Annotated in this window: 24 protein-coding genes; 8 read left to right on the forward strand and 16 right to left on the reverse strand. The window is 57.5% G+C overall.

The window, feature by feature from the left end; translation table 11 throughout:
* Positions 1 to 34: 34 nt before the first annotated feature.
* From recO to lptF, 7 genes are all read right to left on the reverse strand, one after another.
* Positions 35 to 724, reverse strand: coding sequence for a DNA repair protein RecO (gene recO, locus RHM56_RS17650; RefSeq protein WP_322234517.1), 690 nt, complete (start codon positions 722 to 724; stop codon positions 35 to 37).
* 159 nt (positions 725 to 883) lie between these two features.
* Positions 884 to 1,786, reverse strand: coding sequence for a GTPase Era (era, locus tag RHM56_RS17655; RefSeq protein ID WP_322234519.1), 903 nt, complete (start codon positions 1,784 to 1,786; stop codon positions 884 to 886).
* A complete protein-coding gene (rnc, locus tag RHM56_RS17660) occupies positions 1,779 to 2,468 on the reverse strand; it encodes a ribonuclease III (RefSeq protein ID WP_322234521.1) in 690 nt (229 codons plus the stop codon). Before rnc ends, era begins: the two co-directional genes overlap by 8 nt.
* A gap of 260 nt (positions 2,469 to 2,728) precedes the next feature.
* A complete protein-coding gene (gene lepB, locus RHM56_RS17665) occupies positions 2,729 to 3,583 on the reverse strand; it encodes a signal peptidase I (RefSeq protein ID WP_322234523.1) in 855 nt (284 codons plus the stop codon).
* 5 nt (positions 3,584 to 3,588) lie between these two features.
* Positions 3,589 to 5,388, reverse strand: coding sequence for a translation elongation factor 4 (lepA, locus tag RHM56_RS17670; RefSeq protein ID WP_322234525.1), 1,800 nt, complete (start codon positions 5,386 to 5,388; stop codon positions 3,589 to 3,591).
* Between the two features lie 162 nt (positions 5,389 to 5,550).
* Positions 5,551 to 6,612, reverse strand: a complete 1,062-nt coding sequence (gene lptG, locus RHM56_RS17675; protein ID WP_322234527.1) for an LPS export ABC transporter permease LptG — start codon at positions 6,610 to 6,612, stop codon at positions 5,551 to 5,553.
* Positions 6,605 to 7,723: an LPS export ABC transporter permease LptF gene (gene lptF, locus RHM56_RS17680; protein WP_322241801.1), complete on the reverse strand. Its 1,119-nt coding sequence runs from the start codon at positions 7,721 to 7,723 to the stop codon at positions 6,605 to 6,607. Before lptF ends, lptG begins: the two co-directional genes overlap by 8 nt.
* 308 nt (positions 7,724 to 8,031) lie before the next feature.
* On the opposite strand from lptF, the gene RHM56_RS17685 reads away from it, so the two are divergent.
* From RHM56_RS17685 to rlmF, 5 genes are all read left to right on the forward strand, one after another.
* The gene (locus RHM56_RS17685; RefSeq protein WP_322234529.1) at positions 8,032 to 9,522 is read left to right on the forward strand and encodes a leucyl aminopeptidase; all 1,491 of its coding nucleotides are present in this window, start codon (positions 8,032 to 8,034) and stop codon (positions 9,520 to 9,522) included.
* Between the two features lie 83 nt (positions 9,523 to 9,605).
* Entirely contained in the window at positions 9,606 to 10,034 is a 429-nt protein-coding gene (locus RHM56_RS17690) for a DNA polymerase III subunit chi (RefSeq protein WP_026014382.1), read from the forward strand.
* Between the two features lie 7 nt (positions 10,035 to 10,041).
* Positions 10,042 to 10,431, forward strand: coding sequence for a DNA polymerase III subunit chi (locus tag RHM56_RS17695; protein ID WP_322234531.1), 390 nt, complete (start codon positions 10,042 to 10,044; stop codon positions 10,429 to 10,431).
* A gap of 197 nt (positions 10,432 to 10,628) precedes the next feature.
* Positions 10,629 to 13,475: a valine--tRNA ligase gene (locus RHM56_RS17700; RefSeq protein WP_322234533.1), complete on the forward strand. Its 2,847-nt coding sequence runs from the start codon at positions 10,629 to 10,631 to the stop codon at positions 13,473 to 13,475.
* A 98-nt stretch (positions 13,476 to 13,573) separates the two neighbouring features.
* Positions 13,574 to 14,590, forward strand: a complete 1,017-nt coding sequence (gene rlmF, locus RHM56_RS17705) for a 23S rRNA (adenine(1618)-N(6))-methyltransferase RlmF (protein WP_322234534.1) — start codon at positions 13,574 to 13,576, stop codon at positions 14,588 to 14,590.
* A gap of 147 nt (positions 14,591 to 14,737) precedes the next feature.
* Here the strand turns inward: rlmF and RHM56_RS17710 are convergent, their stop codons facing one another.
* A complete protein-coding gene (locus RHM56_RS17710; protein WP_322234535.1) occupies positions 14,738 to 15,019 on the reverse strand; it encodes an HU family DNA-binding protein in 282 nt (93 codons plus the stop codon).
* A gap of 396 nt (positions 15,020 to 15,415) precedes the next feature.
* Here RHM56_RS17710 and yejK point away from each other — a divergent pair, with 396 nt between their 5' ends.
* Together yejK and RHM56_RS17720 are read left to right on the forward strand one after the other, a co-directional pair.
* Complete coding sequence (gene yejK, locus RHM56_RS17715; protein ID WP_322234538.1) at positions 15,416 to 16,420, forward strand: nucleoid-associated protein YejK; 1,005 nt, start codon at positions 15,416 to 15,418, stop codon at positions 16,418 to 16,420.
* Positions 16,420 to 16,770 carry a glutaredoxin family protein gene (locus RHM56_RS17720; protein WP_322234540.1) on the forward strand — a complete coding sequence of 117 codons (351 nt, stop codon included), beginning with the start codon at positions 16,420 to 16,422 and terminating at the stop codon, positions 16,768 to 16,770. Before yejK ends, RHM56_RS17720 begins: the two co-directional genes overlap by 1 nt.
* A 169-nt stretch (positions 16,771 to 16,939) precedes the next feature.
* Here the strand turns inward: RHM56_RS17720 and RHM56_RS17725 are convergent, their stop codons facing one another.
* The 5 genes from RHM56_RS17725 to RHM56_RS17745 form a co-directional block, all read right to left on the reverse strand.
* Entirely contained in the window at positions 16,940 to 17,884 is a 945-nt protein-coding gene (locus RHM56_RS17725; protein ID WP_322234542.1) for a glutathione S-transferase family protein, read from the reverse strand.
* Positions 17,885 to 17,939: 55 nt separating this feature from the next.
* Positions 17,940 to 18,251 carry a GIY-YIG nuclease family protein gene (locus RHM56_RS17730; protein WP_322234543.1) on the reverse strand — a complete coding sequence of 104 codons (312 nt, stop codon included), beginning with the start codon at positions 18,249 to 18,251 and terminating at the stop codon, positions 17,940 to 17,942.
* A gap of 9 nt (positions 18,252 to 18,260) precedes the next feature.
* A complete protein-coding gene (locus RHM56_RS17735; RefSeq protein ID WP_322234545.1) occupies positions 18,261 to 18,731 on the reverse strand; it encodes a nuclear transport factor 2 family protein in 471 nt (156 codons plus the stop codon).
* 65 nt (positions 18,732 to 18,796) lie between these two features.
* Positions 18,797 to 20,098 carry a CynX/NimT family MFS transporter gene (locus RHM56_RS17740; RefSeq protein WP_416194862.1) on the reverse strand — a complete coding sequence of 434 codons (1,302 nt, stop codon included), beginning with the start codon at positions 20,096 to 20,098 and terminating at the stop codon, positions 18,797 to 18,799.
* A complete protein-coding gene (locus RHM56_RS17745) occupies positions 20,088 to 20,747 on the reverse strand; it encodes a FadR/GntR family transcriptional regulator (RefSeq protein WP_322234549.1) in 660 nt (219 codons plus the stop codon). Before RHM56_RS17745 ends, RHM56_RS17740 begins: the two co-directional genes overlap by 11 nt.
* A 207-nt stretch (positions 20,748 to 20,954) precedes the next feature.
* On the opposite strand from RHM56_RS17745, the gene RHM56_RS17750 reads away from it, so the two are divergent.
* The gene (locus RHM56_RS17750; RefSeq protein ID WP_322234551.1) at positions 20,955 to 21,212 is read left to right on the forward strand and encodes a hypothetical protein; all 258 of its coding nucleotides are present in this window, start codon (positions 20,955 to 20,957) and stop codon (positions 21,210 to 21,212) included.
* 201 nt (positions 21,213 to 21,413) lie between these two features.
* Here the strand turns inward: RHM56_RS17750 and RHM56_RS17755 are convergent, their stop codons facing one another.
* From RHM56_RS17755 to RHM56_RS17765, 3 genes are read right to left on the reverse strand one after another with little or no spacing between them, the layout of a single operon-like run.
* Positions 21,414 to 22,178 carry an amino acid ABC transporter ATP-binding protein gene (locus tag RHM56_RS17755; RefSeq protein ID WP_019412133.1) on the reverse strand — a complete coding sequence of 255 codons (765 nt, stop codon included), beginning with the start codon at positions 22,176 to 22,178 and terminating at the stop codon, positions 21,414 to 21,416.
* A 12-nt stretch (positions 22,179 to 22,190) separates the two neighbouring features.
* Positions 22,191 to 23,288 (reverse strand): amino acid ABC transporter permease, encoded by a 1,098-nt coding sequence (locus RHM56_RS17760; protein ID WP_322234553.1) that lies wholly within the window; start codon positions 23,286 to 23,288, stop codon positions 22,191 to 22,193.
* 10 nt (positions 23,289 to 23,298) lie between these two features.
* Positions 23,299 to 24,480 carry an amino acid ABC transporter permease gene (locus RHM56_RS17765; protein WP_322234555.1) on the reverse strand — a complete coding sequence of 394 codons (1,182 nt, stop codon included), beginning with the start codon at positions 24,478 to 24,480 and terminating at the stop codon, positions 23,299 to 23,301.
* Positions 24,481 to 24,513: the final 33 nt, after the last annotated feature.

The raw sequence follows: 24,513 nt of genomic DNA on the forward strand, positions 1-24,513 counted from the left end.
AGTTGAAGATTCGGCGCACAGCATACCGATCTATTCAGGGCTTGCGAAATAACTCACGACTGGCCAATGGCTTACCGGCCAAATGAACCGCCAACGCCTGGCGCATCAGACGTTTGGCGGACGACAAGGCGCCATCAGCCGTCCAGTCCGCCTCAGACATGGCCTGCAACTCGGCCCCCTTGAACAGACCCGGCTGCAAGAGCCAGACGCGCTCAAGCCCCGCATCCACCTGCAAGCGATACAAGCCATCGGCTTCTACCGGCTCACCGTGAATGTCTTGGGTCAGCGAGAAGCTGTAGCCCAGATCGTCCAGCAGACGCCATTCGAACGCGCGCAGCAAAGGCTCTAGCGGTCGCCCTTCGGCGAGCGCCAATAGCGTTGCAGCGTAGTGATCAAACACGGCGGGGTGTGGGTCTTCAGCGGGTAGCAGGCGAACCAGCAACTCGTTGAGGTAGAGCCCGCTGAACAGGGCTTCGCCATTGAGCCAGGTGGAGATACCTGCGCTTTCCATGCGGCCGACGTTTTTCAACTCACCACGGCCATGGAACTCGATTTCCAGCGGCACAAAAGGCCGAGCCAGGCTGCCCGCCTTGCCCCGCGCACTGCGCAGCACGGCACGCAACCGACCTTGAGGCGTGATGAAATCCACCAGCGCACTGGTTTCACGATAAGGGCGACTGTGCAGGACGTAAGCGAGTTGAGGGACGATGGTTTTGCTGGACATGGGAGTCAAGTATCTCTGGTGGTTAACACCGCCCGCGAAAACAGCGACAGACCAATGTGGGAGCGGGCTTGCTCGCGATACAAACACCTCGGCACGTCAGGCATACCGAGTTGATGCTATCGCGAGCAAGCCCGCTCCCACAGGGGGTATTACGACCTGTTACAGGTCGCCATAGCCCAGCGAACGCAGGGCGCGTTCGTCGTCGGACCAGCCGCCTTTAACCTTGACCCACAGGTTGAGCATGATTTTGGAGTCGAACAGCAGCTCCATGTCTTTGCGCGCTTCGGTGCCGATGCGCTTGATACGCTCGCCCTTGTCGCCAATGATGATTTTTTTCTGGCCGTCACGCTCAACCAGAATCAGCGCGTGAATGTGCAAGGTCTTGCCCTGCTGCTTGAACTCTTCGATCTCAACGGTGATCTGGTACGGCAGCTCTGCACCCATTTGGCGCATGATCTTTTCACGTACCAGCTCAGCGGCCAGGAAGCGGCTGCTGCGGTCGGTGATCTGGTCTTCCGGGAAGAAGTGCTCGTTCTCCGGCAGATGATCCGCAATCACGCGCTCAAGGGCGTCGAGGTTGTGGCCATGCTGAGCAGAGATCGGGATGATCTGGGCGTTCGGCAGTTGCTCCTGAAGCCAGCTCAGGTGCGGCATCAGCTCTGCCTTGTCTTCGATACGGTCAGTCTTGTTCAGCGCAACGATCAGCGGGCCGGTCACGTACTGAACGCGCTCAAGCACCATCTGGTCTTCGTCGGTCCACTTGGTGCGGTCCACGACAAAGATCACCACGTCGACGTCTTTCAACGCTGCCGAGGCCGTTTTGTTCATGTAACGGTTCAGGGCCTTTTCGCCGCCCTTGTGCATGCCCGGGGTATCAACGTAGACCGCTTGCACGTTGCCTTCGGTCTTGATGCCCAGCATGTTGTGGCGAGTGGTCTGCGGCTTGCGCGAGGTGATCGCCAGCTTTTGACCCAGGATGTGGTTCAGCAGTGTGGATTTACCCACGTTTGGTCGACCAACAATGGCGACATAGCCACAGCGAGTTTCAGTTGAATCAGTCATGGCCATTCTCCACGCCAAGGGCAATCAGTGCTGCGGCGGCCGCTACCTGTTCGGCAATGCGACGGCTCACACCCTGGCCCCGGCTTTTTTCATTCAATAGGGCAATCTCGCACTCAACGAAGAATGTGCGGCAATGCGGTTCACCTTGAATATCCACCACTTCGTAACGTGGCAATTCACAGGCGCGCGACTGCAAGAACTCTTGCAGACGGGTCTTTGGATCTTTATTGGTGTCGACCAGGGTCAGGGTCTCGAACTCGCTGGCCAGCCAGGCCAATACGCGGTCGCGAGCAGTTTCCATGCCCGCGTCCAGGTAAATGGCGCCAATCAGCGCTTCAAGCGCATCGGCCAGGATCGACTCGCGACGAAAACCGCCGCTCTTCAACTCGCCCGAACCCAGGCGCAAATATTCGCCAAGCTCAAAACCACGGGCCAATACGGCCAGGGTTTCGCCCTTCACCAAGCGCGCACGCAAGCGCGACAACTGGCCTTCACGGGCCAACGGGAAGCGATCAAACAACGCTTCACCGGCAACAAAGTTAAGGATAGCGTCACCCAGGAACTCAAGGCGCTCGTTATTGCGACCCGCGAAACTGCGGTGTGTCAGGGCCAGAACCATCAGTTCCTGGTCCTTGAAGGTATAGCCGAGCTGACGCTCTAAACGATTTAAAGAAAAACTCACGATTTACCCACGCTGAGTTCGTGGCCGAATGTCACCACCGGACCGATATTAGGGATCAGTGATGCTCGTTTATCGCATAGCAAATGGACAGGGAACAGGCTGTTCGCCGCCGTCACACTTAACGCTTTGTTCAAATCCACATCCTGAATACTGTTGACCGATCTGCCCGAGACGGCAGACGGTCGTAAGAACCGTCAAACGCCCCATTTATGTGGACGCCTGAAAAGCATTCGGCGCTGTTATTAACAGCGCCGTCTTGGCTACTTGATCAGACCCACCCGCGAGAAATTCGGCAGATGGCTCATCTTGGGTTCTGGCCAGCTCATCCAAACAGCGAAGGCCTTGCCGACAATGTTCTTGTCGGGAACCATGCCCAACTCGTCTTTGGGAATGTTCGGATCATCCCAGTAACGGCTGTCGTTTGAATTGTCGCGGTTGTCGCCCATCATGAAGTAGTGACCAGCCGGAACCGTCCACTCGTTATCAGGCGGCGCGCGGTAGCGGCTCATTTCCTTGCGGATCATGTGTTCGACTTCACCCAGCTTCTCTTTGTACAACTCGGCGCTGCCCAATGTGCCGGGCTCGGCGCCTACCAGTTGCTCGGCAACCAGTTGGTCGTTGACGTACAAATGCTTGTCGCTGGTGTAGCGAATCTTGTCGCCCGGCAGGCCCACTACACGTTTGATGTAGTTGACTGTCGGGTCGCTTGGGTAGCGAAAGACCATCACATCCCCGCGCTGCGGATCACCCACTTCGATGATTTTCGTGTCGACCACCGGCAAGCGGATTCCGTACGAAAACTTGTTCACCAAAATGAAGTCGCCCACATCCAGTGTCGGCTTCATCGAGCCGGACGGAATCTGGAACGGCTCAACCAGAAACGAACGCAGCACCAGCACAATGAACAACACCGGGAAGAACGACTTGCCGTATTCAACCAGCAACGGTTCCTTGTTGAGCTTTTCGATTACCTGCATATCAGCCGTCGGAACAGTGGCTTGATAGTTGGCAATGGCCTTGCGCCGGCGTGGTGCCAGGAAGACCAAATCGAGCAGCGCCAGCAAACCGCAGACGGCAACAGCAATGACCAGCAACAGCGGGAAATTTAGTGACATAGGACCTAGCTATCCAACCTGAGCACCGCAAGGAAGGCTTCTTGTGGAATTTCCACGTTGCCTACTTGCTTCATGCGTTTTTTACCGGCCTTTTGCTTTTCCAACAGCTTGCGCTTACGGCTAACGTCACCACCGTAGCATTTGGCCAGCACGTTCTTTCTGAGTGCCTTGACAGAGGTCCGCGCAATGATCTGCCCGCCAATGGCGGCCTGGATCGCGACGTCGAACATCTGGCGCGGAATCAGTTCTTTCATCTTCTCGGTCAACTGCCGACCTTTGTAGTGCGCGTTTTCCTTGTGCACGATAAGGGCCAAGGCATCTACCTTGTCACCGTTGATCAGCACATCCAGCTTCACCAGATTAGCCGACTGATAACGGTCGAAGTGGTAATCGAGCGAAGCATAGCCGCGACTGGTGGATTTGAGACGGTCGAAGAAGTCCAGAACCACTTCGTTCATCGGCAAATCGTAGGTCACTTGTACCTGAGTACCCAGGAACAACATGTCGTGCTGTACGCCACGTTTTTCAATACACAGGGTTATGACGTTACCCAGGTGCTCTTGAGGCACAAGGATATTGGCACGCACGATCGGCTCGCGCATATCCTCGATCGCCGACAGGTCCGGCAGCTTGGACGGGTTGTCGACATAAATGGTCTCACCGGTTTTGAGCAGCAGCTCAAAAATTACGGTCGGCGCCGTGGTGATCAGGTCCAGGTCGTACTCGCGCTCCAGGCGCTCCTGGATGATTTCCATGTGCAGCATGCCCAGGAAGCCGCAACGAAAGCCGAAGCCCAGTGCGTCAGAGCTTTCCGGGGTGTATTGCAGCGACGAGTCGTTGAGCGTCAGCTTTTGCAGCGCGTCACGGAAATCTTCGAAATCATCGGAGCTGACCGGGAACAGGCCTGCGTAAACCTGGGGCTGAATGCGTTTGAAACCTGGCAACACGTCAACATCGGGGGTCGAGTTCAAGGTCAGGGTGTCGCCCACTGGCGCGCCGTGAATGTCCTTGATACCCGCAATGATGAAGCCTACTTCACCGGCTTTAAGGTCGGTGGTGGCGGTGTGTTTCGGGTTGAATACGCCGACGCTGTCCACCAGGTGAACCTTGCCGGTGGATTTAACCAGGATCTTGTCGCCCTTTTTCACGCGGCCATGGCGCACGCGAACCAGGGACACAACGCCCAGGTAGTTGTCGAACCAGGAGTCGATGATCAACGCTTGCAGCGGATCTTCGATGTTGCCGGTTGGCGCAGGAATGGTGTGCACCAGGCGCTCAAGCACCTCGTCTACGCCCAGGCCGGTCTTGGCACTGCACGTCACGGCATCAGTGGCATCGATGCCAATGATCTTTTCGATTTCTTCTTTGACACGGTCCGGATCAGCCTGCGGCAGGTCGATCTTGTTCAAGACCGGCATCACTTCAAGGCCTTGCTCAATGGCGGTGTAGCAGTTGGCTACGGACTGGGCTTCTACGCCCTGCCCCGCATCGACCACCAGCAGTGCACCTTCACAGGCCGCCAGAGAACGGCTGACTTCATAGGTGAAGTCAACGTGGCCAGGGGTGTCAATGAAGTTCAGCTGGTAGGTAATGCCGTCTTTGGCCGTGTAGTACAAGGTGACGCTGTGGGCCTTGATGGTAATCCCACGCTCACGCTCCAGGTCCATGGAATCCAGTACCTGGGCTTCCATTTCGCGGGCAGTCAAACCACCGCACATCTGAATGAAACGATCGGCCAGCGTCGACTTGCCATGGTCAATGTGGGCGATGATGGAGAAATTGCGGATATGACTCAAATCACTCACGGGTCAACACTCAAAAAAAGTCGCAGGCAGACTGCCCGCCGAAAAATAGCCGGGAATTGTACCTGATCCCTGAGCCAAGCGTCACGTTCACAGGCCAATGGCCTCCCACAAAAAAGCCCCTATCCTGAGATAGAGGCCTTTGATCAGCTCAACGGCAGTTGATCAACCGGCTCGACGCAACAGCCAGGCCCCGGCCAAGGCACAGATACCTGCCGGCAGCAGTACTGCAAACAACGGCGAGAAGCCAAACACCAGACTGGCGGGCCCCAGCAGGTCCTGGGCGATTTTGAACGAAAACCCTACCAGCACACCGGTAAACACTCGCTGCCCCAAAGTAACAGAACGCAACGGCCCGAAGATGAAAGAAATCGCCATCAACACCAGTGCCGCGGTCACCAGTGGCTGCAACACCTTGACCCAAAATGCCAACCAGTAACGGCCATTACTCAGACCCTGGTCTTTCAAATAGTGGATGTAGCCCCACAGACCGGAGATCGATAGCGAATCTGGCGCCATGACCACGGTGCTGAGCAATTCTGGACTCAGGGAAACGTCCCAGCGTTCCTCAGGCGTTTTAATGATTTCAGTGCTGCGATCATGGAAAACCGTGGTCGCCACGTCGCCCAGTTGCCAGTGATCCTGTTCGAAGCTGGCCTTCTTGGCAAAACTCGCAGACAGCAGGTGACGCTCCTTATCAAAGCGATAACGGGTCACGCCCAGCAATTTGCCATCAGGCTGTACCGCGTTAATGTGGATGAATTCATCACCCTCGCGGTGCCACATACCATGCTTGGAGCTTTGCGCATCACCACCGCCCTGCGCCAGCGCACGGTTAGCTTGAGCCACAGATTCGGTGGCAGGCGCCAAGTACTCACCCATCAAAATACCGGCCAGCATCAAGACCAGCATGGGCTTCATGACCGCCCAGACGATACGACTGGTGGACACACCCGCCGCACGCATGATGGTCAATTCGCTGTTGCTCGCCAGACTGCCCAAGCCAATCAGACAGCCAATCAGCGCCGCGACCGGCAGCATCTCATAGAGGCGGCGCGGGGCTGTCAGCACAACAAAACTGAGCACATCCATCATCGTGTAGCTGCTGGAGATGCTCTTCATCTCATCAATGAAGGCGAACAGCGTCGCCAGCCCTAGAATGATCCCGGATACGGCCAGGATCGCTAAAAGCACACTTTTGCCAATATAGCGATCGAGCTTAACCATGAGCCAGCTCCTTCACGCTGCGGCGACTCGCCAATTTCAAGCGCAACGGCTCCCAGTAAAACAACAGCAGACCAATGATCAAGAACAGACCATGCACCCACCACAGACCCAGCGTCGGTGAAATATTGCCTTTTTCAAGGGCGCCACGTACCAGGATCAAGGCGGTCACATAGCCCAAATAAAGAAGGATGGCGGGCAACAGCTTGAGGAAGCGCCCTTGACGCGGGTTGACGCGAGACAGCGGGACGGCAATCAGCGTCACGATAAAGACCAGCAGCGGCATGGAAATACGCCACTGCAACTCAGCAATCGCGCGCATGTCGCTGCTACCCACAAGGCTGCTGGTGGGCATCGCATCGCGATCTGTCACTTCATTACTGACGTCAGGCTTGGGCAGCAGTACACCATAGGTGTCGTACTTGATGGCACGGTAGTCCGCTAACCCAGGATTACCGTCATAACGGTAGCCGTCGTCCAGAATCAACCAGCGGCTGCCGTCCGGGCGCACTTCCTGGCGCCCTTTTGCAGCGACCAGAATCGAAATGCTGCGGTCCTTGGCATCTTGGCTGAGGTTCTTTTGACTGATAAACACCCCCCCCAAATGAGAACGGTCATTCGTCAGTTCTTCGGTGTAAGTCACTCGAGAACCATCGTTCAAGGCCTGAAAACGACCCGGTTCCAGGGTATCGAACTCGGTCAGGGCACTTTGCTTGTTAAGCAGCAGCTGAAACTGAGTCGCGCCCTGTGGCGCAAGGCTCAGGCTCAACCAGGCAACGATCAGCGCCACAATAGTGGCCGGGAACAGGGTAATGGCCAGCAAACGCTGTTGACTCATGCCCGTGGCCGACAACACCGTCATCTCGCTTTCGAGGTACATGCGTCCGTACGACAGCAGAATGCCCAGAAACAGCCCCAAAGGCAGGATCAACTGCATAAAGCCCGGCAGACGAAAGCCCATGATGATGAACAATGAGCTTGGATCCAGAGCGCCAGAGGCAGCCTGAGCCAGATATTTGATGAAACGACCGCTCATGATGATGACCAGCAGCACAGCGCTGACAGCGCTCAATGTAAGCAGGACTTCGCGGGATAGATAACGGAAGACGATCAAACCAGACACTCCAGGGGTCGTCAGGCTAAGGCGGCCAAACAAACGGCATAACGAGTCGGCACACGCTCATACAGATGAGCCTAGCCGTTTAAAAAGATGGCGCATTATCCTGTGAATGACCGCGCCTGTCACTGCGCATGCAAACCCAAGGCTTTAAAGCGCTGATCGAGGGTTGTCAGGCTCGGCCGACGAGGTTCAAACTGCCCGCCTTGGCGCCCGCCTGAATCCCAGGTGAAGCGCTTCATCTTTCAAGCAAGCAAACAGCACCGTTTGTGCGCACGTTGACCATTTGATTCAGGGACCCGGACATGGAACTGGTTGTAAAAAGCGTCAGCCCAGAAACGTTGAAAACGGCCACTCTCGTGGTTGCAATCAGCGAAGGCCGCAAACTCGGCCCTACTGCTAAAGCCATCGACGAGCTCACCGGTGGCGCCATAAGCGCCGTGCTCAAGCGTGGCGACATCGCCGGCAAAACCGGCCAAAGCCTGTTGCTGCACAACCTGCCAAACATCAAAGCCGAACGCGTGCTGTTACTGGGCGCGGGTAAAGACGAAGAACTGGGTGACCGCCCTTTTCGCAAGATCATCAGCGGCGCGCTGAGCGTTCTCAAAGGTCTGGGCGGCAGCGATGCTGTATTCGCACTCGACGAATTGGTGGTCAAGGGTCGCGACAGCTACAGCAAAACCCGCTTGCTGGCTGAAACCCTGGTTGACGGCGAATACACCTTCGACCGTTTCAAAAGCCAGAAAGCCGAACCTCGCGCTCTGAAGAAAATCACCCTGCTGACCATCAAGGCAGCCCAGGCTGAAGTTCAGCGCGCAGTGACCCACGCACACGCCATTGCCAGCGGCATGGCGTTCACCCGTGACCTGGGCAACCTGCCGCCAAACATCTGCCACCCGATTTTCCTGGCCGAACAAGCCAAGGAACTGGGCAAGGAATTCAAAGGCCTGAAAGTCGAGATTCTTGACGAGAAGAAGATCAAGGAACTGGGCATGGGCGCGTTCTACGCGGTCGGCCAGGGCAGCGACCAGCCGCCACGTCTGATCGTGATGAACTACGCAGGCGGCAAGAAATCCGAGAAACCGTTTGTACTGGTCGGCAAAGGCATCACCTTTGACACCGGCGGCATCAGCCTCAAGCCGGGCGCCGGCATGGACGAAATGAAGTACGACATGGGTGGCGCAGCCAGCGTGTTCGGCACCCTGCGTGCGGTACTTGAGCTCAAACTGCCGATCAACCTGGTGTGCATCCTGGCCTGCGCCGAGAACATGCCAAGCGGCGGCGCAGCACGGCCGGGCGACATCGTGACCACCATGAGCGGTCAAACCGTTGAAATCCTCAACACCGACGCCGAAGGCCGTCTGGTGCTGTGCGATGCCCTGACCTACGCCGAGCGCTTCAAGCCACAAGCGGTGATCGACATCGCCACCCTGACCGGCGCGTGCATGGTCGCGCTGGGCGCTCACACCTCGGGCCTGATGGGCAACAACGACGAACTGATCGGCCAACTGCTAGACGCCGGCAAACAAGCCGACGACCGCGCCTGGCAATTGCCGTTGTTCGACGAATACCAAGAGCAACTGGACAGCCCATTCGCCGACATGGCCAACATTGGAGGCCCTAAAGGCGGCGCTATCACGGCAGGTTGCTTCCTGTCGCGCTTTGCCAAGGCCTACCACTGGGCGCACCTGGACATCGCTGGCACCGCATGGGTCAGCGGCGGCAAGGACAAAGGCGCCAGTGGCCGCCCTGTACCCCTGCTGACGCAGTACCTGCTGGACCGCGCCAACGCTTGAAGCTGACAATCGATGGCTGCGCTGCTCAACGGCGGCGCAGCCCCGATTCAGGAACCGCAATGACTTCAGAATTAAATGAAGAGCTGACCAAGGTCGACTTTTATATCCTGCCCAGCGCAGAACCCTCGGCGCGGCTGGACTTCGCCTGCAAGCTCACCGAAAAAGCCTGGCGCCTTGGACATCGCGTCTACCTGCATTGCAGCGACGCAGCTCAACGCCAAGACCTGGACGAACGCCTGTGGCGCTTCAAGGGCGAAAGTTTCGTGCCCCACAGCAACACCGAAGACCAACCGGATGGCGTGATTGTCATGGGCCTCACTGATGCCCCGGCCAGCCATCAGGATTTGCTGATCAACCTGGACCTTAAAGTCCCTGAATTCTTCAAACGCTTCGCCCGCGTGGCCGAAGTTGTGGTCGAAGACCCCGCCGTTCGACTGGCCGCACGGGAGAGTTTCCGCTTCTACCGTGAACACGGCTATCCTCTGCAAGACCACAAGTTACAACGACTCTGAGCACACGATGGATACCTCCAACTCGCCGCAAAAAGCCGCACACCTGCTTGACGATCTCGAGTCCATTCGCCAACTGCTCGGCGACGATGACCTGCAACCGCCGCTGCTGACTGAGATGGTTGGCGACAGTGGCGCACAGATTCCGTTGTTGTCCGAAGTCATCGACGACGCCCCCGAACCCGAACCCGCGCAAATACCGTTGGTCGGCATTGCTCCAGCGCCCAAAGCCGAAAAGGCCCCGGACGCGCTGCTGGTGCACCTGGACAAAGAACTGCGTACAGCCGCGCAAGCGATCATGCAAGACGTGATCAACGACTTCGCCCCGCACATCGAAACCGAGATCAAGCGCCGCCTTGATGCGCATATGGAGCGCCTGCTCGCCCAGCATCAAAGCTAACGGCACACGCAAACCCTGTAGCCGCTGCCGCAGGCTGCGATAAGGCCCGCAGTGCCTTCAAAACATCGGGACCGTTACGCGCTCCATCGCAGCCTGCGGCAGCGGCTACATAAAGCAGCGCACACCTCGCCCTCAGCGTCCCGCCCCGCTATACTTGCCGGCTTTCCTGAATTAATGCCAATAGGGTCCCGCCGCGCATGGATAAGACCTACCAGCCGCACGCCATTGAAACTTCCTGGTACAAAACCTGGGAAGAAGAGAACTATTTTGCCCCGCAAGGCGCGGGCGACCCGTACACCATCATGATCCCGCCGCCGAACGTCACCGGCAGCCTGCACATGGGTCACGGTTTTAACAACGCGATCATGGATGCCTTGATCCGTTTCCGCCGCATGCAGGGTCGCAACACCCTGTGGCAGCCGGGCACCGACCACGCCGGTATCGCCACCCAAATGCTGGTTGAGCGTCAGATCGAAGCACAGGGTCTGAACCGCCACGACTTGGGTCGCGAAAAATTCCTCGACAAGATCTGGGAATGGAAAGAGCAATCGGGCGGCAACATCAGCCGTCAGATCCGTCGCCTCGGTTCGTCCGTAGACTGGAGCCGCGAGCGCTTCACCATGGACGACGGCCTGTCGGACGCGGTGAAAGAAGCCTTTGTACGTCTGCACGAAGACGGCCTGATCTATCGCGGCAAGCGCCTGGTCAACTGGGACACCAAGCTGCACACCGCCATTTCCGATCTTGAAGTGGAAAACCACGACGAGAAGGGTTTTCTGTGGAACCTGCGCTACCCGCTGGCTGATGGCGCCAAGACCGCTGAAGGTCTGGACTACCTGGTCGTTGCAACGACCCGCCCCGAAACCATGCTCGGTGACGCGGCTGTCGCGGTAAACCCGGAAGACGAACGCTATAAAGCCCTGATCGGCAAATTCGTTGAGCTGCCGTTGATTGGCCGCCGCATCCCGATCATCGCGGACGACTACTGCGACCCTGAATTCGGCACCGGCTGCGTGAAAATCACCCCGGCTCACGATTTCAACGACTACGAAGTCGGCAAGCGCCACAACCTGCCGCTGCTGAACATCTTCGACAAAAACGCAGCCGTTTTGCCTGCCGCTCAGGTATTCAACCTGGATGGCACGCTGAATGAATCCGTCGACGGTACCCTGCCCGCCAAATACGCGGGCCTGGACCGTTTCGAGGCGCGCAAGCAAATCGTTGCCGACTTTGACGAAGCCGGGCTGCTGGTCAGCGTCGATGACCACGCACTGAAAGTGCCGAAAGGCGACCGCTCGGGCACCGTCATCGAGCCGTGGCTGACTGACCAGTGGTACGTGTCGACCAAGCCACTGGCAGAACCTGCCATCGCCGCTGTCGAAGACGGCCGCATCGCGTTCGTGCCAAAACAGTACGAAAACATGTACTTCTCGTGGATGCGCGACATCCAGGACTGGTGCATCAGCCGTCAACTGTGGTGGGGCCACCGGATTCCGGCCTGGTACGACGAGTCGGGCAAGGTCTACGTAGGCCGCGACGAAGCCGAAGTCCGCGCCAAGCACAACCTGGGCCCGGACGTTGCCTTGCAGCAAGACAACGACGTGCTCGACACCTGGTTCAGTTCGGGCCTGTGGACATTCTCCACCTTGGGCTGGCCAGAAAAGACCGAAGCGCTGAAGACCTTCCACTCCACTGACGTGCTGGTAACCGGCTTCGACATCATTTTCTTCTGGGTTGCCCGGATGATCATGCTCACCATGCATTTGGTGAAGAACGAAGACGGCACCCCGCAAGTTCCGTTCAAGACCGTGTATGTGCACGGCCTGGTACGTGATGGTCAGGGCCAGAAAATGTCCAAGTCCAAGGGCAACGTCCTGGACCCGCTGGACATCATCGACGGTATCGAACTCGAAGACCTGGTGGCCAAACGCACCAGCGGCCTGATGCAGCCAAAACTGCTGAAGAAGATCGAGAAGCAGACCCGTGACGAGTTCGCAGACGGCATCGCCAGCTACGGCACCGACGCCCTGCGCTTCACGTTCTGCTCGCTGGCCTCCACCGGCCGCGACATCAAGTTCGACATGGGCCGCGTTGAAGGCTATCGCAACTTCTGCAACAAGATCTGGAACGCCGCACGCTACGTGCTGGACAAGGGCGAAGACTGCGGCCAGAACGGCGAAGCCTACGAACTGTCGTTGGCTGATCGCTGGATCATCTCGCAGTTGCAACGCACCGAAGCCGAAGTGACCCGTCACCTCGACCAGTTCCGCTTCGACCTGGCCGCACAAGCCCTGTACGAGTTCATCTGGAACCAGTATTGCGATTGGTACCTGGAACTGTCCAAGCCTGTGCTGTGGGACGAAAACGCACCGGTTGAACGTCAGCGTGGCACTCGTCGCACGCTGGTTCGGGTTCTGGAAGTGGCCTTGCGCCTGGCGCACCCGTTCATGCCGTTCATCACCGAAGAAATCTGGCAGCGCATCGCGCCGCTGGCCGGTGTTGAAGGCAAGACCATCATGCTGCAACCGTGGCCAGTGGCGAACGAAGCGCGCATCGACCAGGCCGCCGAAGACGACATCGAATGGCTCAAGGGCTTGATGCTCGGCACGCGCAACATCCGTGGCGAAATGAACATCGGCCCGGGCAAACCGTTGCAGCTGTACCTGAAAAACGTCAGCAGCGAAGACCAGCGCCGTTTGACCGAGAACGATGCCTTGCTGAAAAAGCTGGCTAAACTCGAATCGATCACCGTGCTGCAAGACGGCGCCGAAGCACCACTGTCTGCTACCGCTCTGGTTGGCGAGATGGAAGTGCTGGTGCCCATGGCGGGCCTGATCGACAAAGATGCAGAGTTGGCGCGCCTGGACAAGGAAATCCAGCGTTTGCACGGCGAAGTGGCCCGCGTAGGCGGAAAACTGTCGAACGCCGCTTTCGTTGACAAGGCCCCGGCTGAAGTCATCGACAAGGAACGCGCCAAATTGGCCGAGGCCGAACAGGCCTTGAGCAAATTGGCTGACCAGCACGCGCGGATTTCCAGCCTGTAAAAACGCTGCGCACCTGATCGCGGGCAAGGACGCTCCCGCAGGGTTTAACCCTGCTGGGGCGGCCTTGCCCGCGATTGCTTTTGTGGAATGAATTGAACATGACAACCCCACGTACTTCCAAAGCCACACGCCACAAGCCCAAGACTGCCAGCGAGAGCACCCCGGTCGAGCCGCGCGTCAAGCCTAGCCTGCACCCGCGCAACCGCCATCAGGGCCGTTACGACTTTCCTCAACTGATTTCGGTCTGCCCGGAACTGGCTGAGTTTGTGATCATCAACCCGTACGGCAAAGAGAGCATCGACTTCGCCAACCCAAGTGCCGTGCGCGTGTTCAACCGCGCCCTGCTCAAGGCGTTCTACGGGATTGCGCACTGGGACATTCCGGCTGACTACCTGTGCCCGCCAGTGCCGGGCCGCGCCGATTACGTGCACTTCCTGGCGGACTTGCTGGCCAACATGAACGATGGCGAGATTCCGCGCGGCTCCAGCGTGCGCGTGCTGGACATCGGCATGGGCGCCAACTGCGTCTACCCGCTGATCGGCCACAGCGAATACCGCTGGCAGTTCCTCGGCACTGAAGTCGACCCGACAGCGGTTAAAGCCGCCAAGGCGATTGTGCAGTCCAACAGCTTGAACAAAGCCATCAGCCTGCGCCTGCAACCTAATCCCCAGAAGATCCTGCTGGACATCCTGGAGAGCAGCGAGCGATTCGACCTGACGATGTGCAACCCGCCGTTCCACGCTTCGCTGGACGAAGCCACACGCGGCAGCGAGCGCAAATGGCGTGCACTGGGCAAGGCTGACCCCAAGCGCAAACTGCCGGTTCTGAATTTTGGTGGCCAGGCGGCCGAACTGTGGTGCGAAGGCGGCGAGCAACGCTTCGTGACCCAACTGATACGTGAAAGCGTGCAGGTAGGCCGTCAGGTGCTGTGGTTCAGCGTGCTGGTGTCCAAGGCCTCCAACTTGCCGGCCATTCAAACAGCGCTGAAAAAAGCCGGTGCGCGCGAAAGCCAGGTCGTCGAAATGTCTCAGGGCAACAAGCAAAGCCGCTTTGTGGCCTGGACCTTCCACGACAAAGACCAGCAGCAGATGTGGCGCGAGAAAAACTGGAAGTAATCCTTCCCCACTGTAGGAGCGAGCTTGCCTCGCGATCTTTTAGAAGATCAAAAGATCGCGAGGTAAGCTCGCTCCTACAAAGGATTTTCGCGCATAAAAAAAACCGCGCTTCGGATCACTCCGAAGCGCGGTTTTTTTAATGCGTTCTTACTTGTTAACAGCGTCAGTCAGGCCTTTAGCCACAACGAGCTTGATAACTTTTTTGGCAGCGATTTCGATGGCAGCGCCAGTCGAAGGGTTACGGCCAGTACGGGCAGGACGCTCGGTCACTTTCAGTTTGCCAATACCTGGCAGAGTGATTTCGCCGCCATTTTCCAGCTGATCAGCAACGATTTGACCCAGTTGGTCCAGCAGAGCACGCGTGGTAGTTTTCGGTGCGTCTACAGTTTCAGCCAGATCAGCGATCAGTTGGTCTTTAGTAATAGCCATTGAGATATTCCTTCCCTATCAAATTCATTTGGTTTGCAACGTGCAAGGTCAGCTATCGAGCCAGAAATCGAGGGTCTGGCACGCCCGTTTGCTTTCACGACGAATCGCGGATGTAGAGTGCTAAAACGGAGTTTGGTTCGACCTGACACAGGCTGAATGCATGCTTTACGCCGTTACCCAGCGCAAGACCGGGCAAAACTAGCACAGAGACGGCTAAATATCCGCCTCTACCTAGCCATTTGGTCAGGTTTATCGCCTTAAACGTGTAAAAAATCCCTCTACCCCGCCCCTCATCGCCCTAAACCCGGTACGAAGACTGCTCAGGCGCTCAGGTGCGGTACACTTGGCGCTTTTCCGGGCGCGCGCCCTCCCCGCTCATTTTTCGCCGAGAAGCCCATGCCGATCCGTCATTGCATCGTCCACTTGATTGATAAAAAACCCGACGGTACGCCCGCTGTTCTCCACGCCCGAGACTGCGAATTGGCCGAGTCTCAAGCCATCGAGAACATGCTCGCAGACCTGAACGAAAGCTATAACGCCAAACAAGGTAAAGCCTGGGGCTTTTTCCACGCCGAGTCCGGCGCGCATCCTTTCAGCGGCTGGCTCAAGGAGTACCTGGACGGCGGCACCGATTTCACCGCCTTCAGCCGTGTCGCCGTTGAACACCTGCAAAAACTGATGGAAGAATCCAACCTGTCGGTGGGCGGTCACGTGCTGTTCGCGCATTACCAGCAAGGCATGACTGACTACCTGGCCATCGCGCTGCTGCACCACAGCGACGGCGTAGCGGTCAACTCGGAACTGGACGTAACGCCTTCGCGCCACCTGGATCTGGGCCAATTGCACCTGGCCGCGCGCATCAACCTCTCCGAGTGGCAGAACAACAAGCAATCCAAGCAGTACATTTCGTTTATCAAAGGCAAGAACGGCAAAAAGGTCTCGGAGTACTTCCGCGACTTTATCGGCTGCCAGGAAGGCGTCGACGGCCCCGGCGAAACCCGCACGCTGCTCAAGGCCTTCAGTGATTTTGTTGAAAGCGAAGACCTGCCCGAAGAATCTGCCCGCGAGAAAACCAAGACCTTGGTCGATTACGCCAGCAGTCAGGCCAAGATCGGTGAACCGATGGGTCTGGAAGAATTGTCCGAACTGATCGACGAAGAACGCCCAAAAGCGTTTTACGACCACATCCGCAACAAAGACTACGGCCTGTCGCCTGAGATCCCGGCTGACAAACGCACCCTGAACCAGTTCCGCCGCTTCACAGGGCGCGCTGAAGGCTTGTCTATCAGCTTTGAAGCCCACCTGCTGGGCTCCAAGGTGGAGTTTGACGAAGAAGCCGGTACGCTCGTCATCAAAGGCCTGCCGACCCAATTGCTCGACCAGCTCAAGCGCAACAAATAATGCTGAACGGCATCCTGAAGAAAGTCCTGTTTGTGCTGGTGGTTGTGGTCGTCTTTCAGAACTGGGGCAAGATCGAGCGGGTGCTTAACCCCTCAGGCGCCGTGTCAGAGCAAACCCGAGCCAGCGCCCGGGTGGTGCTGTATGCCACCGAGTGGTGCGGCTACTGCAAGGCCACGCGGCGTTTTCTGGACCAGAAAGGCATCCCGTTCAAGGAATTTGATATCGACAAGGATGCTGCCGCCCGTCAGGCCTATGAGGCGCTGGGTGGCCGCGGGATTCCGATACTGGACGTAAACGGCACATTGCTCAGGGATTTCAACCCGGATGCGATCTTGGCGGCGTTGAAATAACCCCCGCAGGCTGGCAATGCTGTTCATTTAAGCAAAAGCGGACCCCGTAGGAGCGAGCTTGCCTCGCGATCTTTTGATCGTTTAAAAGATCGCGAGGCAAGCTCGCTCCTACAGTTGAGTTGTGTGCAGCGCTTGAGTGAACAACATCACCCGTAGGCTGCGGCAGTTCCTACGGTGTTATTTGGCCCACCGCGTCAATGCGAAACCCGATACGTGGAAAGTGCACATGCACAGCGCCCACTCGCGGGTCTTCCCGGCGCACGACTACGGCTTCGGCGCCCACGTGCACCAACTCACCTTCCACCGGATCGACGCCGTAGTCGGTCGCAGCAACGCTCACACGCTGACCTTGAATCAACCCGCAATGTTGATCGAATTCAGGTAAATCAACGGGCTCAGCCTTTTTGGCAACGTCCAGCGCCTGCTCGGGGGTCATGTCGATCGGTGCGCCCTGCCCCACATCCAGCACCCGTGCCAACCAGGCCGCCACCGCCGGATACGCATCAACCAGTGGCGCCGTGACCGGCGTGGCTTTCAGGAACCACAGCGGGTGTGCCAGTGCAAAGTCGGCAATCGAAGGTTCACCAAACAGGTAGTCACCCTGTGCGTGCTGCAATTGCTGCTCAAGTCGCGCCATGATCACTGGCCATTGCAACTTGGCTTGCTCCAGCGGCAAACGGGTCGCACTGCCACCGCTGAACAAGCCCGCGCGATCCGCCATGAACGCCTTGACCCCTTCTGGCGGCAGTCTGGCAAAACGCACAGCCACTGATTCAGGCTGAAACACCAAACTCACGGCATGCTGAAACACCACCGAATCAGCCCACGCCGCAAACGCACTGACCACCAGTTGTTTGTCGAGAGGAAACAACACCGGCGCCGATTTTTCTTGCTCCAGGCGCCGGGCAATCAACGCCGTGTCGCAATAAATGTCCGCTCCCACTTGCAGCACCGGTGTTTTGCGATAACCACCGGTCAAGGCCAGCAAATCAGGTTTTGGCATCATCGCCGGGATGTGTACTGAGTGCCACGAAAGCCCCTTGAAGCCCAGCAGCAGGCGAGCTTTATGGGCAAAAGGGGACGTTGCGTAATGATGAAGTATCAACTCAGACATTCAGTAATCCGCCAGACGTAAGTGAGCGGGCAGCATAGCGCACTTGAAAACCCGGTCAGCTCACTTCTAAGTGCGCCATCTGGCTTTGCACCAGACACTCTTTAGCGCTTTTTTTAAGCTTTTTAATCAGCCTTTCCTGACGCAGCGCTTCGCCTTTATCCGGCCAGGACTCGATATACACCAGGGCTACGGCTGGGCTTGAGGCGAAGAAACGCGCGCCCTTGCCGGTTTGATGCTTGGCAAAACGTCGCACCGGGTCATCGCTGATCCCGCAATAGAGCGAGCCATTGGCCGCACGCACCAAATACACAAACCAGGGTTTGGCCACTTGAGCCGTGGCCTCTGAGGATTCGCTCAACCTTGTCACACTTAATCCTTAACGCCCCGCCTGAAAGGCTTTGAGGCCTTTTTTCGCCTGAGCCCGAATGGCGTTTTGCACCAGCGGTGTCCACCCCAGTAATAAACCTTTAGTGCCCAATGCCTGACGCGACCAGCGCCACAGGTCGAAGTGGTCGTGGTGCTCGCAAATTTTGCCGTCGCGAAACACAAAGCGGGCCTGAATGTCGTTGATCACGACATTACCGGTCTGGCTGAACAAATAGGTCGCCACCCAATGCGCACTGCCGCGTTGGGTGTCGGCCTGAACCTGATCAAACGTCAGGCTGAAATCCTTGGCCCGTGACGTCAGCATGCGCCACATATCGGTGGCTTCATGACCACGCAGTTCGCCAAATACCGGATCGCTGAACACGACGTCGTCGGTGTAACACTCGCCCATGGCGTGTGCATCCAATTGCTGAAAAGCCTGGTAGAAGCGAGTAATCAACGCTTGATGGTCTTGGCTCATGGCGAGGTCCGTGCGGTTATTGATCCGTGCACGATAATCTGCAATGAGCCGAAACACTATGTGCTTTAAATCTTCTCGCTCTGCACATTCACATACAGCGCCCGCCCGGCCCCAAGACCGGCAACGATGGCACACAGACCAATCACCGCAAAAATCCAGCCCAGCGCATTCCAACCGCCGGTCACTTCATGCACCACACCCACGGCCAGAGGGCCCAGCGAGGCCACGGTGTAACCAATGCCTTGAGCCATGCCCGACAGGTTGGCGGCCACATGGGCATCGCGCGAACGCAGCACAATCAAAGTTAACGCCAGGCTGAAAGCCCCGCCCTGCCCGAGACCCAACACAATCGCCCAGCCCCACAAGCCCTCCAGCGGGGCATACAGACAACCAAACAGGCCTGCCAACGTCATGCCCATGACCAGCACAATTGCCAGTCGTTGATCTTTGCCGCGCGTCGCCAGCCAGGGCGCACTCAGCGCCGTGGCCAACTGCACAATCACCGAGCCCGACATCACCAGCCCGGCTTGGGTCGGGGTCAGGCCCCGGCCAATCAGGATTGAAGGCAACCAACCGAAAACGATGTAGGACAACGAAGATTGCAACCCCATGTAGAAGGTCACTTGCCAGGCCAGCGGATCACGCAGCAGGCCACGCACCCGGTAGGCCACGTTGTGTGCGCCATGACGCTTGCCCACCTGCGGCAGCCAGAAAATGACCGCCAGTACGGCAGGCAATGCCCAAAACCCCAGACCTAATGCCCAACTGTCACCCAGGTAATGGCTCAACGGCACCGTTGCGCCCGCCGCCAGTGCAGCCCCCAGACACAACGCCATGGTGTAGACACCCGTCATGGTTCCGGCATGCCCGGCAAAATCACGCTTGATAATGCCCGGCACCAATACGCCGATCACCCCAATACTGGCGCCCGCCAAAATGCTCCCGGCAAACAGCCCGACTTCGCCCAGGCAACTGCGCAACACAATCCCACCGCCCAGCGTCAGGAGAATCCCGAGTACCACCCGCTCAGTCCCGAAGCGTCGAGCCAGAATCGGCGCCAACGGTGCAAACACCCCCAGGCACAGCACTGGCAATGTGGTCAGTAAACCGGCTTGCGCGGCTGATAATCCCAAGCGGTCCGATACTTCGCCGAGTAACGGCGCCACGCTCGACAATGCCGGACGCAGGTTCAGGGCCACCAGCACCAGCCCCAACAGCAGCAACCACGGACGCAGCACGACCGGTGGAGTCTGTGGCACCTGCTCGTCGTCAACTTCAGCGTCGATCAGCAGTTCGTCCAGTTCATCCAAATGGCGAACAGCTTCGGTCGAGGGATGGTGCATGGCCTTCTCCGGCTCAAGGTTCATTGATCAACGTCCGGCAAAGCGCCATAGCCCGTTGCGGGTCTTGTTGTTCGACGGCTTCCAGCAATTGGACGTGCAGATCAAACACCTGCTGACGCCGCGGCTGAACATCCAGGGTGTTGCGCAAATGATGGGTAAAAACACTGGCGCTGTAGCGATATAACTCGCTCAAGGCCGGGTTATGCGCGGCATCAATCAAGCGCTGATGAAACAGCAAGTCACAGCAAATATAGGTATCGAGTTCGCCGTGGTAATGCTGACCACTGACGTCGAGCGCTTGATGCAGGAGCCGCAAGTCTTCATCGGTGCGACGCAGGGCGGCCAGGCCAACGGCTTCGACTTCCAGGATATGGCGCATCTCGCGGCCCTGCTCCAGAGAACAGGATGACAGTGCACGCAGCGTGTCCATCGGATCGATACGCCCGCGCAGATAACTGCCATCGCCCTGGCGAATATCAATCAAGCCGGCAAACGCCAACACCCGCATGGCTTCACGCACCGTGTTACGGCTGATGTTCAGTTGCGTCGCCAGCTCGGGTTCGGTCGGCAGGCGCTGGCCCACCTCCCAAGTACCGCTGTTGATGCGGGCACGCAGTTGCTCAAGGGCCTGATCGACCAGCGAGCGTTTTATCAGCGGAGAAACGTCTGTCATAGAATTCGCCTTTTCATCCAATCATAGGATGAATTTTCCGACATGTTAGTCAGCGCCTTGCGCAAGAGCAATCAACTACAGATTAAAGGGCCAACTTAAATAGCTAAGTAGCCCCTTATCACTACACCCTCCCGTTCATTCAGGATGACGTACGCCGACTCGGTGCCGTGGAGGGCCGCCAGTGATTGCCTTCAAGGAAAAAGATTGATGAGCAAACATGATTGCTACACCTGCGGCGCGCCCAACGCCATTCACCCGTTCAAGGGACGCGATTTTAGTGTGAGTTTCAAACAGTTGACCCGCAGCGTGCAGAACCTGTCGGGCCATGCATGCAGCGAATGTGCTGAGGTCGAATTCGATGCACCCAGCGCTGAGCGTTATGCCCAAGCGGGTGATGAACTGATAGAGGATGCCAAGCGAGTCATGGCGGACGAGATGGAGCGCATTCGACGCAAAAATCCCTAATGCCTGTCAGTTAACGCACATCCCCTGTGGGAGCCTGGCTTGCCAGCGATTGGATCGACGAGGTGCAGCAGACAAACCGCATCGCCTGCATCGCTGGCAAGCCAGACTCCCACAGGTTTCTCGCTGCATTCAAAACAGCGTTCGCTTAACTGACTGGCATTACGCACCTATAAGGGCATAGATGGTCTGCGTCCGATTAAATCAATGCAAAATCTGATTCAGGAACAGTTTGGTCCGATCATTTTGCGGGTTGTCGAAGAAGTCATTCGGTGCCGCTTGCTCGACGATTTCACCCTTGTCCATAAAGATCACCCGATTAGCCACCGTACGGGCAAAGCCCATCTCGTGAGTCACGCAGAGCATGGTCATGCCGTCTTCGGCCAAACCAATCATGGTGTCGAGCACTTCTTTGACCATTTCCGGATCAAGCGCTGAGGTCGGTTCGTCGAACAGCATGATTTTGGGTTTCATGCACAGCGCCCGGGCTATCGCCACACGCTGTTGCTGACCACCGGACAACTGCCCCGGAAACTTGTGTGCCTGCTCCGGAATACGCACGCGTTCCAAATAGTGCATGGCAATTTCTTCGGCCTGGCGCTTGGGCATCTTGCGCACCCACATCGGTGCCAACGTGCAGTTTTGCAAAATGGTCAGATGCGGAAACAGGTTGAAGTGCTGAAACACCATGCCGACTTCGCGGCGCACGGTTTCGATCTGTTTGATGTCGTTGGTCAACTCCACACCATCGACCACAATGCGCCCTTGCTGGTGCTCTTCGAGGCGATTAAGGCAACGAATAGTGGTCGACTTACCCGAGCCCGAAGGCCCGCACAACACAATCCGCTCGCCGGGCTGCACGTTCAGGTTGATGTCCTTGAGCACGTGGAACTGGCCATACCACTTGTTAACGCCCTGCATCTGAATAATGCCTTCAGGGCTAGCAGGCTTTTTGATTGCTTCACTCATGTCGAACTCCTACTAACGCTTGTGGCCAGTGTCCAGCTTGCGCTCCAGATGTATGGAGTAGCGGGACATACCAAAACAGAAAATCCAGAACACCAAGGCCGCAAACACATAGCCTTCGGTCGCCATGCCGAGCCATGTCGGGTCCGCAGCCGCTTGCTTGACGCTGTTGAGCAGGTCGAACAGGCCGATGATGATCACCAGGCTCGTGTCCTTGAACAGGGCAATAAAGGTGTTCACGATGCCGGGGATCACCAGCTTCAAGGCTTGCGGCAAGATCACCAGCCCCATGCTGCGCCAGTAACCCAGGCCCATCGCGGCAGCCGCTTCGTACTGGCCTTTGGGAATGGCCTGCAAACCGCCGCGCACCACTTCAGCCACATACGCCGACTGGAACAGAATCACCCCGATCAAGGCCCGCAGCAGCTTGTCGAAGTTCATGCCCTCGGGCAGAAACAACGGCAGCATCACCGACGACATAAACAGCACCGTGATCAACGGCACGCCGCGCCAGAACTCAATGAAGGTCACGCACACCACGCGAATCGCCGGCATGTCCGAACGTCGCCCCAGCGCCAGCAAGATACCCAGCGGCAATGCGCCCGCAATGCCCACGGTGGCAATCACCAGCGTCAGCATCAAGCCGCCCCATTGGCTGGTCGCGACGTTGCTCAGGCCCCAGTAGCCGCCATGCAACAGGCTGTACGCCAGAATCGGGTACACCACCAAAAAGCTCAGTCCGTAAATGGCCTTGTGCTTGAAGCGCGCAATAAACAGCGGCGCGATGCCAATGACTGCCAGCCACACCGTCAGATCGACCCGCCAGCGCAAATCACGCGGGTAATAGCCGTACATGAACTGACCGAAACGTTGTTGGATGAACACCCAGCAGGCGCCATCCTTGGTGCAGTCGGCCCGAGTGCTGCCCACCCAGTTGGCGTCAAATATCGCCCAGCTCAGCAGTGGCGGCACAATCAGCCAGACCAGATAAAAGGCAAACAGCGTCAGCAAAGTATTGAGCCAACTGGAAAACAGATTGGCCCGAGCCCAGGCGACGATACCGACGCGGTTACCCGGCGGCGGCATGTCAGGTTTGAAAACATGAGTCGTCATAGTCGCGTCCTCATCGCTCGATCAGCGCAATGCGCGTGTTGTACCAGTTCATCAGCAGCGAAATGCTGATGCTGATCGCCAGGTAAACGCTCATGGTGATGGCGATGACTTCAATCGCTTGCCCGGTCTGGTTCAGTACCGTGCCGGCAAACAGTGAAACCATTTCCGGATACCCGATGCCCGCCGCCAGCGACGAGTTTTTCACCAGGTTGAGGTATTGGCTGGTCAGCGGCGGGATAATCACCCGCAGTGCTTGCGGGATGATGACCTTGCGCAGCGTCGGCCCAGGGCGCAGCCCCAGTGAGCGGGCCGCTTCGGTCTGGCCGTGGCTGACCGACTTGATGCCCGAGCGCACGATTTCGGAAATAAACGCCGCCGTATACACCGTCAGTGCAATGGTCAGCGCCAGCAGTTCCGGGATCAGCACCCAGCCACCGACAAAGTTGAAACCCTTGAGCTCTGGCATTTCCCAATGCACCGGCGCGCCAAAAATCAGCGCGCATGCCCCAGGAATCACCAGCAGCAAGCCCAGCCCGGCCCAGAATTTATGAAACGGTACGCCGGTCGCCTCAAAGCGTTTGTTGGCCCAGCGCGCCATCACCACCACCGCGACAATCGCCAGCACCACACTGATCACAAACGGCCAGAAGGCGTCGGTGCCAATGGCAGCCGGCATGTTCAGGCCACGGCTGCTCATATAAAAGGTGTTGCCGAAGTTGTGACTGTTGCGTGGCCCCGGCATGGTCAGAAAGACCGCGAAGTACCAGAACAGGATTTGCAGCAGTGGCGGGATGTTGCGAAAAATCTCGACATACACCGTCGCCAGCTTGTTGATCATCCAGTTCGACGAAAGCCGAGCGACACCGATGATAAAACCCAGAATGGTCGCCAGTACGATACCGATGACCGACACCAGCAAGGTGTTCAGTAGCCCGATCACAAAGACCCGCGCATAGCTGTCGGACTCGGTGTAATCAATCAAATGCTGCGCAATACCAAAACCTGCACTGCGATCAAGAAAGTCAAAACCGGACGTAATGCCTCGGTGTTGCAGGTTGGTCTGAGTATTGTTGAACAGATACCAACCCATAAAGACCACCAACCCGACGGTGATGATCTGAAATAACCACGCACGCACACGTGGATCGCTGAGGCTCAGCCTCTGCTTGGGTGCGCCGACTTTAGTCTGCATGAAGTGCCCCTGAAAAAAAGAATCAAAACTTCA

The organism is Pseudomonas sp. CCC3.1 (assembly GCF_034347405.1).
In the GTDB taxonomy this organism is placed as follows: domain Bacteria; phylum Pseudomonadota; class Gammaproteobacteria; order Pseudomonadales; family Pseudomonadaceae; genus Aquipseudomonas.